The sequence below is a fragment of the Photorhabdus australis DSM 17609 genome, assembly GCF_000711895.1.
GTDB classification, from domain to species: domain Bacteria; phylum Pseudomonadota; class Gammaproteobacteria; order Enterobacterales; family Enterobacteriaceae; genus Photorhabdus; species Photorhabdus australis.
The window spans coordinates 18,290-32,329 of the sequence record NZ_JONO01000006.1 but is presented as its reverse complement, the minus strand read 5'-3'; the positions used below and the strand labels follow the sequence as shown (position 1 = coordinate 32,329).

The window sequence follows — 14,040 nt, the reverse complement described above, 5'->3', positions numbered from 1 at the left end:
AGCCATAAGAAGCCAATATCACATTTATGGCCTTTTACCGCTGCCATTTATTATAGATTAGTTATAAGCACTCTCGCCATGAGCATTAATATCCAATCCTTCTCTTTCTGTTTCAACAGAAACCCTCAACCCTACCAATAGATCTGCGATTTTAAAAGCAACAAACGCAACGACTATTGACCAGACAACACAAACTAATATGCTAAAAGCCTGGATACTAACTTGCTCCAACATAGTTACCCCATCAGAATAACCAGTCCCTCCCAATGACCTAGCTGTAAAAACTCCCGTCAAAAGGCAACCAACTATCCCACATACGCCATGTATACCAAATACATCACACACATCATCAGCACGTAACCATCTTTTCAGTACCACCACTCCCCAAAGCCCTGCAAAACCTGCTATCAAGCCAATAATAAGAGCACCACCGACACCAACCGTTCCCGCAGCTGGTGTAACACCAACTAACCCGGCAATGCAACCTGAACAAGCCCCCAAAAGTGATGGCCTATTACGGAAGAACCATTCCGCACAAACCCACGACAGAATAGCTGCCGCAGTCGCCACAACTGTATTCAAAAATGCCAAAGCAGCTATTTCATTAGCCTCACCAGCAGAACCTGCATTAAAACCAAACCAGCCAATATAAAGTACAGCTGTACCAATGAAAACCATTGGCAAATTATGTGGCTTGAATGCTTCTTTCCCAAAACCAATACGTTTTCCCAACAAGTAAGCACCAACCAATCCAGCTACAGCTGCGTTAATATGTACAACCGTACCACCAGCAAAATCCAGCGCGCCATCTTGTGAAAGCACACCACCGCCCCAAACCATATGAGCCATAGGCAGATAAGAAAATGTCAACCATAGTACACTGAAAATTAATAAAGCTGGAAAGCGGATACGTTCACCCAAGGCACCAATAACCAAGGCGACTGTAATACAAGCAAAAGCCCCCTGAAATGCCACATGAATTAATTGATAAAAACTGCCACTTAAATCAGTCAGTTCTAAATTCTTCAACATCATCTGACTAAAGCTACCGAAAAAGCCATTTCCCGGTTCAAAAGCCAAGCTGTAGCCATAAATTACCCACAACACACATACCAGAGCAAAGCTCACCATAACCTGAGCCATCAGAGATAAAACGTTTTTGCTCCGCAACAGCCCACCATAAAACAGAGCAATTCCCGGAATTGTCATAAACAAAACAAGTGCTGTACAAATCATCATAAAGGCATTATCTGCTTTATCGGCAACACCTTCTGCCGCCTGAGATAATGATGGTAAACAACTGGCCGCAACACAGGCAGCCACAGAGAATTGTCTTTTCATATATATTGTCTCTATCAGTGGCTTACAGTGCCGTATCATTAGTTTCGCCTGTTCTGATACGAATAGCTTGTTGTAATTCAATAACAAAAATTTTACCGTCACCAATTTTTCCAGTGAAAGCTGATTGCTGAATAGCATTAATTACTTCCTCAACTAATTCATCAGCAACAGCGATATCGATCTTTACTTTAGGCAAAAAATTGACGCTGTATTCAGCTCCACGATAAAGCTCTGCATGTCCTTTCTGACGACCAAACCCTTTTACTTCTGTTATCGTCAGCCCTTGAACGCCAAGACTAGAAAGAGACTCTCTTATATCCTCTAGTTTGAATGGTTTTACAATGGTCGTAATGAGCTTCATATATCCCCCTACCACTAGGCTATTGTGTTTACAATTAATACAATAGCAAGGGGTGTGCCAAGAATTAAAAATATATAAAAATCAAATAATAATAAAGAAAATAAAACTGCAAAAAGAAGAAAGAAGGGAGAACAACAAATATACTCTCCCGTCAGCGCACCAGATTAGTGCAAGGCAAATTAAATCAATATCTCTTTCTCAGAAATTGTCCCGCATTCACTTAATGTCTCCCCCACTCGTTGTAACTGATACATCTGATAATAACGTCCACGTTTCGCTAATAACCGCTGATGATGCCCCTGTTCAATAACTGCACCACGATGCAGCACCAGAATAGTATCAGCCTCTACAATAGTGGACAAACGATGAGCAATAACAATCAAAGTCGTTTGCTGGCGAATTAATCTCAGAGCCTGTTGTATTGCTTGTTCTGTACCAGAATCGATATTTGCTGTCGCCTCATCAAGGATTAAAATTTGCGGTGTTTGTACTAACACTCTCGCCATAGCAAGCAACTGCTTCTGCCCAGCTGACAACGTATTACCCTGTTCTCCCAAGATAGTATAGAGACCATCAGGCAATGAACGTACTAATTCAGCTAATTGCACTGTTTCCAGTACTTGCCAGACTTTTTCTTCTGAGATATTTCTACCAAGGGTAATATTGCCAAAGAAAGAGTCAGCAAGAACAGCCGGATCCTGCTGAACTATTGCCACACCGTTACGTAATACTGAATGAGACAAGGATGATACAGACCGTCCATCAAGGTAAATTTCCCCTTTCTGCCACGGGTAATACCCCATCAACAAATTTGCTAACGTACTTTTACCGCTACCAGTATGCCCAACCAAAGCAACAAAACCGAAGGCCGGAATCTGCACATTGATATCTTGTAAAACTACTTTGTCATTTCGGTAAGAAAAACTCACATTTTCTATTTCAATCCGACCGCTAGATAACGGCTGACTATCTATGCCATAACCTTGTTGAGGACTATCCATTAACTCAAATATCCTCTCACCAGAAACTACAGCTTGTTGCAAGATCGATTGCTGAGAAGTCAATTCAATGAGTGGTTCATTCAACCGACCTAAGTAATTAATGAAAGCATATAATACCCCAATACCAATCACTCCAGGTCCACTGAACCCAAACAGCACAAGAAGACCACATAACACCATAGCCGATAATAAACTCAGCAATGGCCTTAATAAAAGCCCATCCAATCTCAACGCTTGCATTCTCGCTTTATAATGAGCACGATTGGTCAATAATATACGCTCACCAAAACGGGCCTGTTGTCTGAATTGCTGAACAACATGCATTCCATTGATAATTTCATTAAAATCATCATTAATATTAGCAAGATAACTACGCACCCTTCGAACAATCGGTGTGCTCAGGTGCTGATATATCGCCATGACAATTAACACAACAGGAAAAATAAGAATGGCAATCAGCGCCATGCGCCATTCCAACATAAACATAGCAATCAGCATCGCACCAATTAATGCTATGCTACGGAATACCGCAGGAACCACATTGACATAAAGATCTTTAATAACTTCAGTATCGTTCGTTACGCGGGAAATCAATTGCCCAACAGGTTGATTATCAAAAGCACTTAGAGGCTGGCGCAATGCTGCATTCATCACATCAGTACGAAGCTGTTGCACTATATCAACTGACACTTGATTAAACAATAAAGCTTGAAAATAGTGCAATGTAGCTGTAATTAGCTGCAAAACCACAAAGGTTATGGCTAGTCCTGTGACCACTCCAGCAGGCATATTACCCGTCGCGACCATATTATCGATAAAGTAACTAATTAAAACTGGGCCGCTTACTTCTGCAATGGCAGCCCCCCACAGCATCAATACTGCCATCCCCAATGGTTTACGATAATTTTTCCCATAAATTAACAAACGTTTCAGCGATGGCCACAATTGACGAACCTTAGTCATCTTTATTTCCTTCTGCTACTCCTTCCTCATTATCTAGTGCTGCTTCAAGTTGTTGATAATGATACATATCACGATACCATCCTGGCTGTTCCACCAATTGCTGATGCCGCCCTTGATGTATAATAGCACCCTGCTGCATCACCAAAATATTATCTGCATCCGTTAATGCAGACAGACGGTGAGCACTGATAATAACAGTGCGTTGTTGTCTCCATTGGCTGAGATTTCGCAAAATATTGTATTCAGTTTGCCCATCAACTGCTGACAAAGAGTCATCCAGAATTAAAATCTCTGCATCTAAAAGTAAAGCCCTGGCAATAGAGATACGTTGTTTCTGTCCACCAGATAACATCACACCACGCTCACCCACTTCCGTCTGATATCCCTCAGACAAACGAAGAATATCTTCATGGATATTAGCGAGGCGGGCCACTTCTTCGATCTGCTCCTGTGTTGCATCTGGACATCCCAAAGCAATATTCCCAGCAACTGTATCTGAAAATAGAAACGGTGTTTGATTAACAACAGCAAATCGTGCTCGCCACTCATCTAACCGGATATCAGCAATTTTCATCGACTGGAAAAGAATATCTCCATCAGTTACATCAAACTGCCTCTGTATCAGTGCAAGTAGTGTACTCTTACCTGAACCGGTTGGACCGCAAATCCCCAGTAACTGCCCAGGAGATAACCAGAAATTAATCTGACTCAAAACAGTTTTGTTACTTTGCGGATAACTAAACGCTTTGATATCCACATTCAAAGTACCACGCTCCGGCGATAAATGGCGGGTACCATCCTCAATGACTGGAGGCTCTTGCAACAAACTACGGATACGGCTGTATGCAGCACTTCCCCGCTCAACAATATTAAACATCCACGCTAATGCCAACATTGGCCAAATCATCAGACCGAGATACATCACGAAGCTAGTGAGTTCACCAAGTGTTAAAACACCATTCAACACCATCCAGCTGCCACCACCTATAGCCAAAAAATTTGACATACCGATCGCAATAAAAATTGTCGGATCAAATCGGGCATCCACTTTGGCAACATACATATTCTTACGACCAGCTTCCACGGCAACCCGTTCAAACTGATTTGATTGCAGATCTTCAAGACCAAATGCCTTGATCATTCGAATACTAGTCAAACTTTCTTGAGCTTGGTTATTCAGAGCAGAAAATGCACCTTGTGCAGACTTAAAACGGCTATGAAGCTGATCACCATATCGTTTAATAATAATTGCCATAATAGGCATGGGTAATAGAGACAGCAGGGTTAACTGCCAACTGATTTGTACACTCATCACAATCAGCACGGCGCAACCCATAACCAACGAGTCCACTAAAGTAAGCACACCTTCCCCCGCAGCAAACACCACACGATCTACATCATTAGTGGCACGGGCCATCAAATCCCCCGTGCGGTGTCTCAGGTAAAATTCGGGGTTTTGGCAACTAAGTTGCCGATAAAAATTATTGCGCAATTTAACCGCTAGTTGATATGACGCGCCAAACAACCATAAGCGCCATATATAACGCAAGATATAGACAATCAATGCAATGACCAGCATAACACCAATCCACACTATCAATTGGTAAGATGACATAGATTTGGTACTAATACCGTCAACAATTACACCTACTAGATATGGTGGAATTAGTAGCAGAATAGAGATGATAATAAGCAGAGTCACTGCACCAAAATAGCGACGCCACTCACTGCGGAAGTACCAACTTAATTGAGAAAATAATCTCACACGTGTATATCCCGAAATAGATAGTATAAATATTGAATAATATTCAGAATAATTGAACTAATTTACTGAATAACAATTAGTTATTCTGGTATCGGTAATGCAGTAGTATATTTGATTTTTTCCATCGCAAAACTAGATGTAACATCAATCAACCCAGGGATACCGTTAACCATACGCTTATAGAACAGATCATAACTTTTCATATCCACAACTTCTACATGCATTAGATAATCACATTCACCAGCCATACGGTAAAAAGCTAAAACTTCTGGCATTTGCTTTATAAATGCAACAAATTGCTCATACCAACTACTGTTATGCTGCTGCGTTCTTATCATCACAATTACTGTCAATCCCAATCCTAACTTTTCACTATCAAGCAAAGCAACTTTGCCAACAATATATCCTTCATCTTCAAGTCGTTTTAGCCGCTTCCAGCACGGTGTAGAGGTAAGATTAACAGCTTCCGCCAATGCATTCAGAGACAGACTACAATCTTTCTGTAACAAATTAAGCAATTTGCGGTCTGTTTTATCTAACATATCCACCTCTTATAGAAAATTTTTCCATAAAAAACCCATATATTAAGAAAAATAATAATCCATTTCTCCCAGTATAAAGTTAATCTACTCATCATCAATTATATTCTACTCAAGAGTTAGTAATCTATGTCACACAGCTGGACTACCAAAGCAATCAAAGAGATTCAGGCAGACTATCAACGCAGTTCTGATACTCATCTTATCCGTCTTAATTTACCAACTTTTCCCGGTATCCATTTATATCTGAAAGATGAAAGTACTCACCCGACTGGTAGTCTGAAACACCGGCTTGCCCGTTCTTTATTCCTTTATGCACTCAGCAATGGTTGGATCAAGGAAGGAACTCCAGTTATTGAATCCTCATCTGGTAGTACTGCTGTATCTGAAGCCTATTTTGCCCGCCTACTTGGATTACCTTTTATTGCTGTTATGCCGTCATATACGGCAAAACGTAAAATTCAGGAAATTGAGTTTTATGGTGGTAAGTGCCATTTTGTCGACCATTCAGCACAAATTTATGCTGAATCAGAACGACTAGCGAAAGAGCTGAACGGTCATTATATGGATCAATTTACTTATGCCGAACGTGCAACAGACTGGCGAGGTAATAACAATATTGCTGAAAGTATTTTCCGCCAGATGCAAATGGAACCATTTCCTGAACCAGATTACATCGTTATGAGTGCCGGCACTGGTGGTACTTCTGCAACTTTAGGGCGCTATATTCGTTACCAGGGGCACAACACCAAACTGATCGTTGTCGATCCAGAAAATTCCGTATTTTATGACTGTTACCGTCAAAATTGTTGTGACATCGTTAGCAATTGTAGCAGTAAAATTGAGGGTATTGGCCGTCCTCGGGCAGAACCTTCTTTCATTTCCTCAGTTATTGATAACATGATACAAGTACCAGATCGCGCTAGTGTCGCAACGATTTATTGGCTAGAAAAATTACTAGGCAGAAAAGTTGGAGCATCTACAGGGACCAATATCTGGGGAGTACTCCAGCTCGCTAACCAAATGCATGAACGTGGAGAACAGGGATCGATAGTCACTTTACTGTGTGACAGTGGTGAACGCTATCTTGATACTTATTACAACCCAGATTGGGTTAAAAGCAATATCGGCGATATCTCGCTTTACCTCAAGCAACTACCCAACCTCTGTAGTTATAAGTAACATAACCGTTTTATTTCAATGAGGATGTTACAATGAGACGAGCTATTGTTGTGTTCAGTGGTGGACAAGACTCCACCACATGCCTGATTCAGGCAATTAATCAATATGACGAAGTACATTGCATCACTTTTGATTATGGACAGCGCCATCATGCTGAAATCGATGTCGCACGTAATATCAGCCATTCTCTTGGTGTTGTTGCACATAAAATTCTGGATGTCACATTGCTTAACGAACTTGCTCTTAGCAGCCTAACTCGTAATAACATCCCTGTCCCCAACTACAATGAAAGTGAAAAAAGTATCATACCCAACACATTCGTCCCCGGGCGCAATATTTTATTCCTGACTCTGGCCGCTATATATGCTTATCAAGTTGAAGCTGAAACAGTCATTACCGGCGTATGCGAAACTGATTTTTCCGGTTACCCTGATTGCCGTGACGAATTTGTTAAGGCTCTGAATAAAGCTGTTAGTCTTGGCATTGCCCGTGATATCCGTTTTGAAACTCCATTAATGTGGCTCAGCAAAGCTGAAACTTGGGCGTTGTCTGACTACTATCAACATTTAGATTTCGTTCGTAGCCAGACATTAACTTGTTACAATGGCATTCAAGGTAATGGTTGTGGTACATGTGCAGCTTGCCACCTCAGAACTAGCGGACTAGAACAATATCTGGATGCGCCTGAAAAAATAATGACTGAAATGAAAGCAAAAACACATCTAGCCTAATGCAAATGGCAATGGGAGTCTTTCACTCTCATTGTCCTGTTTTCACCAAAGCTCCCATTATTTCGCGTAGTTCACCTTCAATAGAGAGTGCTTTCTGCGTTTGTCTATCAATCCAAACAAACGTAGTTTTCGCATCTGCAATGAGTTGATTATCCTTTCTACGTATTATTTGCTGAGAAAATACACCACTTCTATTTCTCAACTCCGTTAATCGGCAATCGACTTCCAATTCATCACCAAGCACTGCCGAACTACGATAATTAATATTAATATTGACTACCGCAAACCCAACATCATTTTTCTGGATCCATTCCACTACAGAATATTTATGCAACCATTCCCAACGAGCACTTTCCATAAATTCCAAATATCGGGCATTGTTCACATGTTGAAATAAATCTATATGATAGCCATGGACTTTTATAATTGAACTCATAATATTGCCTTTAATGTTAACGTCACTCATCTGACCAGATTGATTTAACAATAGCAAAACAAAAAATTGACTCTAATTAAAGTTATTTATTCGTGATCTATATCACAACATCCTCAATCACAAAGTAAATTATGACCGAGGATGCCGGATGATACACTAATAACTCAACTTACTTCTGTTTCGCTCAATGAAAACTGGCCCTATTCCCTGAACCTCCTGTAATTGTTCCACCGTAGTAAATGCACCATGCTTTTCACGATATTCAACAATTCCCTGTGCCTTTTTTACCCCAATACCACTCAGTGCTTTTGCTAATTCTTCTGCACTTGCAGTATTGATATTCACCATTCCCTTTTCTTCTACTTTCGAAGCATCTTGTTGCTGCAACTGCTTTTCTGATGAAGAATTGTTTGTAGTATTTACTGCTTTAGCTAATTTATCTTTTACTGGCTCGGCAGCAACTGCAAATTGCCCTCCACACACATAAAGCAAACTGGCAAGTAGAACCGATAAAACTCCTGATTTTTTCATATAAATCCCTCTATGTTTTATTTGGCGAAACAAAGATTGCCACAGATAAATTTAAGTACAATGAACAAGTATCAGATATGCGAAAGGCCGCGAAAGCAGCCTTGATTAGTAAGATAATTACAAAGATATTTGCGATATTCCCCGCAAATTTTATTCGATATGACCGAAATTAATTTCGGCCTTTTCACGCAGGTTAATCAGTAAAGACTCCAACATAGCATTACCTATCTCATTCTGGTAACCGTCAGTCATGCCTTTAATTTGCTCTTCCGATATAACACCTGGAGTAACTTTATCCAGTTGTATCAAAACAACATCATCCAAACTATTTTTCACTGAGCCATACTCTACTTTACCTTCTTTTGGCTGTGGTAAAGCAAATACTGCATCAACCAGTGCATTATTCTGAGATGTGCGCTGAATAACCTGAGGTTCGCCAAACTGAATGCCTGCGTCTTTTAGAACCTGTTCACCTTTGCCTTCTTTTAAGGCAGTCAACAATCTCTCACTTTCAACCTGAAGCTGTTTTTCAGCTTTCTGACGTTTAACAAGTTCGGTGACCTGCTTTTTAACTTGCTCAAACGGTTGTACTGTTTCCGGCCTGTAGTTATCTACACGCAGAACAAATGCACGATCACCTTCAGCAGAAATCACATCAGAGTTAGCACCTGTTGGTCCTTGCCCATCAACAAGATTACTACCTTCAAAAATTGCATGAATAACAGGACCAAAGTTAATCTCTGCTGGTACATTGTTACGATCAAACCACCCCGTTGTAACAATCTTAATGCCTGAAACTTCCTCAGCAGAAGTTAAGGATTCATTATCGCTAGTAGCTGCGTCACTAACTTTCTGTTGCAGAGCATAAAAAGCATCTACTGCTTTTTCCTGCTTAATCGTCTTCTCAACTTCAGAGCGAACTTCAGACAAAGGTTTGATTATTTGAGGTTTAATATCATCCAAATGGAAAATGGCAAAACCATTAGGAACCTTAATAACGGAAGAAATTTGGCCTTTCTCTTGCAAATTAGCTTTTTTCATCTCTTCTGGGAGAGAATTCTCTTCTATCCAGCCAATCTCACCTTTATTTTTTGCTGAAAACTTATCTGTAGATTTTTCAGTCGCCAATTTACCAAAATCAGCACCTTTATTCAGCTCATCAAGCACTACTTTAGCTTCAGCTTCAGTTGCAAGCTGAATCAAACTGTATTTTTTCTGCTCTGACTGAGTATAACGTTTCAGATTATGCTCATAGTAAGAATCAATATCCACTGATGTGACAGAAACTTTATCCATTTCATCTGCCGCATCCATTCTGATATAGCTAATTTTTACTTCTTCAGGAGCAATAAAACTATTCTTATTCAGATTATAGTAATCTTGTAAATCTTTATCTGTTACCTCTTGCTGCACATGAACTTTTTTTAGCTCTAAGGTAGTCAAACGAATAGCTCTTTGTTGTAGAAGCAATTCAGCATTGAGTTTTACTTCACCAGGCAATACGATTTCGCTACCAGAAAAAACCATAATTAATTGCTGATTAATTAAATTCTGACGCGTTTGCTCAGCCACAATATCTGGACTCAGATTCGAACGATTCAAAAAATCCAAATATTTGTTGTTATCAAATTTACCGTTTATCTGAAAATAGGAAATATTTCGGATAGCATCCTTAACCTGCTCATCGCTAGCAGACAAACCTAGTTCCCGAGAATATTGATCAATCAATACATTATTAATCAGACGCTCCAAAACCTGGCTACGAATCTGCTTCATGCTTTGTTCATTACTTGCCAACACAGAGAATTTATCTCCTAGTTGTTCTTGCAACATGTTTCTTTCTTGCTGAAACGCCTGCTCTAATTGAGCACGACTGATAGTCTGGCCATTCACTTCGGCAGCATAACTACCAGTTCCACTTGTCAGATAGCCCCCAACGCCTGTCAGTACAAAAGACAAGATAATGAGAGCCAGCACGATTTTAAGCACAGGACTGTTTGCCGCCGTGCGTAGGTTGTCCATCATAAAGAGGCAAAACTCCGCTTTGGTGAAATTGAAACTATCATATTACGCTAATTCAAGCGCTAAGAGAAAAAAAGCGCACCAATCAATTGATACGCTTCTATTTTAACCTACCAAATCTGTCTCGTCAGTCTGTGTTTTTAACGACATCACAAGCACTGACAAACAATATTTAGTTTGTGTTACCGTTAACAGCATCTTTCAAACTCTTACCTGGACGGAAAGCAGGTACTTTAGCCGCAGCAATTTTAAGCTCTTTACCTGTCTGAGGGTTACGACCAGTACGAGCAGAACGTTCACGAACAGCAAAAGTACCGAACCCTACCAGAGCAACATCATCGCCATCCTTCAATGCATTCGTTACAGAAGAAATGAATGCATCTACCACACGCCCTGCAGCTGCTTTAGAAATATTAGAGTCAGCAGCAATCTTGTCGATCAGTTGTGATTTATTCACTCTTATCATCCCCATATAGTATTTTACTATCGTATCAGAATCCTATTGGATAACCCGATAGCAGTGCCGTTATATCAATCCTTTCCAGTATTAGCAAGAAATCGTAAGACAGCAGACTGTTCATTCCAGTCAACGATACAAAAAAGCCGGCAAGCCTGAATTTTAACTTGCCAGCTTATATTTCATCCAATAACTACAATAACTATTAAGATAGTGTACTATTTTGTATTACTTCACCGACACCAGTTCTGCTCCAAACACAGGGTCCTGCAATGTAATCGCTAAAACATCTTCAATACGCTTAACTGGATGGATCTGCAGGTCTACAATAATATTCTGCGGAATTTCTTCCAGATCTCGTTTATTCTCTTCCGGGATTAAGACTGTTTTAATTCCACCTCGATGAGCAGCTAGTAGTTTCTCTTTCAAACCACCAATCGGCAGAACCAAACCACGAAGGGTAATTTCACCGGTCATAGCAACATCAGCACGAACTGGATTGCCAGTCAGACAAGATACTAATGCTGTACACATAGCAATGCCTGCACTTGGGCCATCTTTTGGTGTCGCACCTTCCGGAACATGGACATGGATATCCCGTTTCTCATAGAAATCAGAGTTGATACCCAATTTATCAGCGCGAGCACGAACGACTGTTAATGCGGCCTGAATTGATTCCTGCATGACCTCACCCAATGAACCGGTATAGGTGAGTTTACCTTTTCCTGGAACACACGCGGTTTCAATCGTCAGTAAATCACCACCAACTTCAGTCCATGCTAGCCCTGTAACCTGACCAATACGGTTTTCTGTATCTGCACGACCATAGTCCACACGTTGAACCCCCAGATAATCTTTCAGGTTATCTGCATTGATTTCAATGTGTTTCAAACTCTTATCCATTAGCAATGCCTTCACGGTCTTACGGCACAACTTAGAAATTTCTCGCTCTAAACTACGTACCCCTGCTTCACGGGTGTAATAACGGATAATGCCAATGATAGCGCTGTCATCGATAACTAATTCATTTTTTTTCAGAGCATTACGCTCAATCTGTTTAGGCAACAAATGACGTTTAGCAATATTCAGTTTTTCATCTTCGGTATAACCGGACAGACGAATAATCTCCATACGATCCAATAATGGTGCAGGAATATTCATAGAGTTGGATGTAGCAACAAACATGACATCCGACAGATCATAATCAACTTCTAGATAATGGTCGTTAAATGCTACATTCTGTTCCGGGTCCAAAACTTCCAGTAATGCGGAAGCCGGATCACCGCGCATATCAGATGACATTTTGTCGATTTCGTCCAGCAAGAATAGTGGGTTTTTCACCCCAACTTTGGACATTTTTTGAATTAACTTACCTGGCATAGAGCCAATATAGGTACGGCGGTGACCACGGATTTCAGCTTCATCACGAACCCCACCCAGTGCCATACGCACATATTTACGCCCTGTTGCTCGTGCAATAGACTGACCTAAAGAGGTTTTACCTACTCCAGGCGGCCCAACTAAACATAAAATTGGCCCTTTAATTTTACTGATTCGGCTTTGTACTGCCAGATATTCAAGAATACGCTCTTTTACTCGTTCCAGGCCATAATGATCGGTATCCAGTGTTTCCTGGGCCTTAACCAAATCTTTTTTCACCTTACTACGATTAACCCACGGAACCTGTACCATCCAATCGATGTAACTACGGACAACAGTTGCCTCTGCTGACATAGGCGACATCATTTTCAACTTTTGCAACTCAGCTTCAGCTTTTTCTCGGGCTTCCTTTGGCATCTTTGCCGCTTCAATTTTACGCTTGAGAGTCTCATGCTCATCCGGCGCATCATCCATTTCACCCAATTCTTTCTGAATTGCTTTCATTTGTTCATTCAGGTAGTACTCGCGCTGGCTTTTTTCCATTTGTTTCTTCACGCGGTTACGGATTCGTTTTTCTACCTGTAACAAATCAATTTCTGATTCCATCATTGCCATCAGATATTCAAGGCGCTCAACAACATCAGACATTTCCAGAACGGTCTGTTTATCATTGAGTTTCAATGGCATATGTGCAGCAATTGTATCAGCCAGTTTGGCTGCATCTTCAATACTGTGTAGCGAGGTCAGAACCTCTGGTGGAATTTTTTTATTTAACTTAATGTAACCTTCAAACTGATTAATAACAGTCCTTATCAGAACTTCCTGCTCACGCTCATCAACTATTGGTGAATCAAGATACTCAGCCTGAGCAGAAAAATGTTCACCATTATCAGTCAGAGTCGTAATACGAGCACGTCTCAACCCTTCAACGAGTACTTTTACAGTACCATCGGGCAATTTCAACATCTGTAAAATAGAAGCTACTGTACCAACGGAGAAAAGGTCATTAACCCCTGGCTCATCAGTTGAAGCTTCTTTTTGCGCAACCAACATGATCTGTTTGTCATGATCCATTGCTGCTTCCAGGCAGTGAATAGATTTTTCACGCCCTACAAACAGTGGGATCACCATATGCGGGTAAACCACCACATCGCGCAAAGGCAATACAGGGATTTCTATGCGTTCGGAACGCTCAGGATTCATAGAGCTCTCTCTTCGTTTAGCTTTCGCCAGTTTTTAGGAATCTCGTGAAACACGGTCATCACGAGTTTCACATCATAGAATATAAAATATATGGGGACAGGAATTTGACATTCAATAGTATGATACGC

Annotated in this window: 12 protein-coding genes; 2 read left to right on the top strand and 10 right to left on the bottom strand. The window is 40.7% G+C overall.

Annotated elements, in window-relative coordinates; genetic code table 11:
• Positions 1-57 precede the first annotated feature (57 nt).
• From amtB to BO26_RS02685, 5 genes are all read right to left on the bottom strand, one after another.
• Positions 58-1,341: an ammonium transporter AmtB gene (gene amtB / locus BO26_RS02705; RefSeq protein ID WP_036768668.1), complete on the bottom strand. Its 1,284-nt coding sequence runs from the start codon at positions 1,339-1,341 to the stop codon at positions 58-60.
• 22 nt (positions 1,342-1,363) lie between these two features.
• Positions 1,364-1,702 carry a P-II family nitrogen regulator gene (gene glnK / locus BO26_RS02700; protein WP_036768556.1) on the bottom strand — a complete coding sequence of 113 codons (339 nt, stop codon included), beginning with the start codon at positions 1,700-1,702 and terminating at the stop codon, positions 1,364-1,366.
• Between the two features lie 179 nt (positions 1,703-1,881).
• Positions 1,882-3,666, bottom strand: coding sequence for a SmdB family multidrug efflux ABC transporter permease/ATP-binding protein (locus tag BO26_RS02695; RefSeq protein WP_036768555.1), 1,785 nt, complete (start codon positions 3,664-3,666; stop codon positions 1,882-1,884).
• Entirely contained in the window at positions 3,659-5,431 is a 1,773-nt protein-coding gene (locus BO26_RS02690) for a SmdA family multidrug ABC transporter permease/ATP-binding protein (RefSeq protein ID WP_036768553.1), read from the bottom strand. The genes BO26_RS02695 and BO26_RS02690 overlap by 8 nt, the downstream gene beginning before the upstream one ends.
• An 80-nt stretch (positions 5,432-5,511) precedes the next feature.
• Positions 5,512-5,973, bottom strand: coding sequence for an Lrp/AsnC family transcriptional regulator (locus BO26_RS02685; RefSeq protein ID WP_015835526.1), 462 nt, complete (start codon positions 5,971-5,973; stop codon positions 5,512-5,514).
• 126 nt (positions 5,974-6,099) lie between these two features.
• Between BO26_RS02685 and BO26_RS02680 the strand changes: the two genes are divergently transcribed.
• Positions 6,100-7,152: a PLP-dependent cysteine synthase family protein gene (locus tag BO26_RS02680; RefSeq protein ID WP_036768552.1), complete on the top strand. Its 1,053-nt coding sequence runs from the start codon at positions 6,100-6,102 to the stop codon at positions 7,150-7,152.
• Positions 7,153-7,184: 32 nt separating this feature from the next.
• Complete coding sequence (gene queC / locus BO26_RS02675) at positions 7,185-7,883, top strand: 7-cyano-7-deazaguanine synthase QueC (protein WP_036768550.1); 699 nt, start codon at positions 7,185-7,187, stop codon at positions 7,881-7,883.
• A gap of 28 nt (positions 7,884-7,911) precedes the next feature.
• Here the strand turns inward: queC and BO26_RS02670 are convergent, their stop codons facing one another.
• The 5 genes from BO26_RS02670 to lon form a co-directional block, all read right to left on the bottom strand.
• Entirely contained in the window at positions 7,912-8,319 is a 408-nt protein-coding gene (locus BO26_RS02670; RefSeq protein WP_036768548.1) for an acyl-CoA thioesterase, read from the bottom strand.
• A gap of 156 nt (positions 8,320-8,475) precedes the next feature.
• Positions 8,476-8,850, bottom strand: coding sequence for a ComEA family DNA-binding protein (locus BO26_RS02665; protein WP_036768546.1), 375 nt, complete (start codon positions 8,848-8,850; stop codon positions 8,476-8,478).
• A gap of 150 nt (positions 8,851-9,000) precedes the next feature.
• Positions 9,001-10,875, bottom strand: a complete 1,875-nt coding sequence (gene ppiD, locus BO26_RS02660; RefSeq protein WP_036768545.1) for a peptidylprolyl isomerase — start codon at positions 10,873-10,875, stop codon at positions 9,001-9,003.
• A gap of 169 nt (positions 10,876-11,044) precedes the next feature.
• The gene (hupB, locus tag BO26_RS02655) at positions 11,045-11,329 is read right to left on the bottom strand and encodes a nucleoid-associated protein HU-beta (RefSeq protein ID WP_081861821.1); all 285 of its coding nucleotides are present in this window, start codon (positions 11,327-11,329) and stop codon (positions 11,045-11,047) included.
• 228 nt (positions 11,330-11,557) lie between these two features.
• Entirely contained in the window at positions 11,558-13,912 is a 2,355-nt protein-coding gene (gene lon, locus BO26_RS02650; protein WP_036768542.1) for an endopeptidase La, read from the bottom strand.
• Positions 13,913-14,040 lie beyond the last annotated feature (128 nt).

Excerpts from the sequence above, each read along its gene's own strand:
- amtB (WP_036768668.1), bottom strand. The coding sequence starts at position 1,341 with ATGAAAAGACAATTCTCTGTGGCTGCCTGTGTTGCGGCCAGTTGTTTA.
- glnK (WP_036768556.1), bottom strand. The coding sequence starts at position 1,702 with ATGAAGCTCATTACGACCATTGTAAAACCATTCAAACTAGAGGATATA.
- BO26_RS02695 (WP_036768555.1), bottom strand. The coding sequence starts at position 3,666 with ATGACTAAGGTTCGTCAATTGTGGCCATCGCTGAAACGTTTGTTAATT.
- BO26_RS02685 (WP_015835526.1), bottom strand. The coding sequence starts at position 5,973 with ATGTTAGATAAAACAGACCGCAAATTGCTTAATTTGTTACAGAAAGAT.
- BO26_RS02680 (WP_036768552.1), top strand. The coding sequence starts at position 6,100 with ATGTCACACAGCTGGACTACCAAAGCAATCAAAGAGATTCAGGCAGAC.
- queC (WP_036768550.1), top strand. The coding sequence starts at position 7,185 with ATGAGACGAGCTATTGTTGTGTTCAGTGGTGGACAAGACTCCACCACA.
- BO26_RS02670 (WP_036768548.1), bottom strand. The coding sequence starts at position 8,319 with ATGAGTTCAATTATAAAAGTCCATGGCTATCATATAGATTTATTTCAA.
- BO26_RS02665 (WP_036768546.1), bottom strand. The coding sequence starts at position 8,850 with ATGAAAAAATCAGGAGTTTTATCGGTTCTACTTGCCAGTTTGCTTTAT.
- ppiD (WP_036768545.1), bottom strand. The coding sequence starts at position 10,875 with ATGATGGACAACCTACGCACGGCGGCAAACAGTCCTGTGCTTAAAATC.
- lon (WP_036768542.1), bottom strand. The coding sequence starts at position 13,912 with ATGAATCCTGAGCGTTCCGAACGCATAGAAATCCCTGTATTGCCTTTG.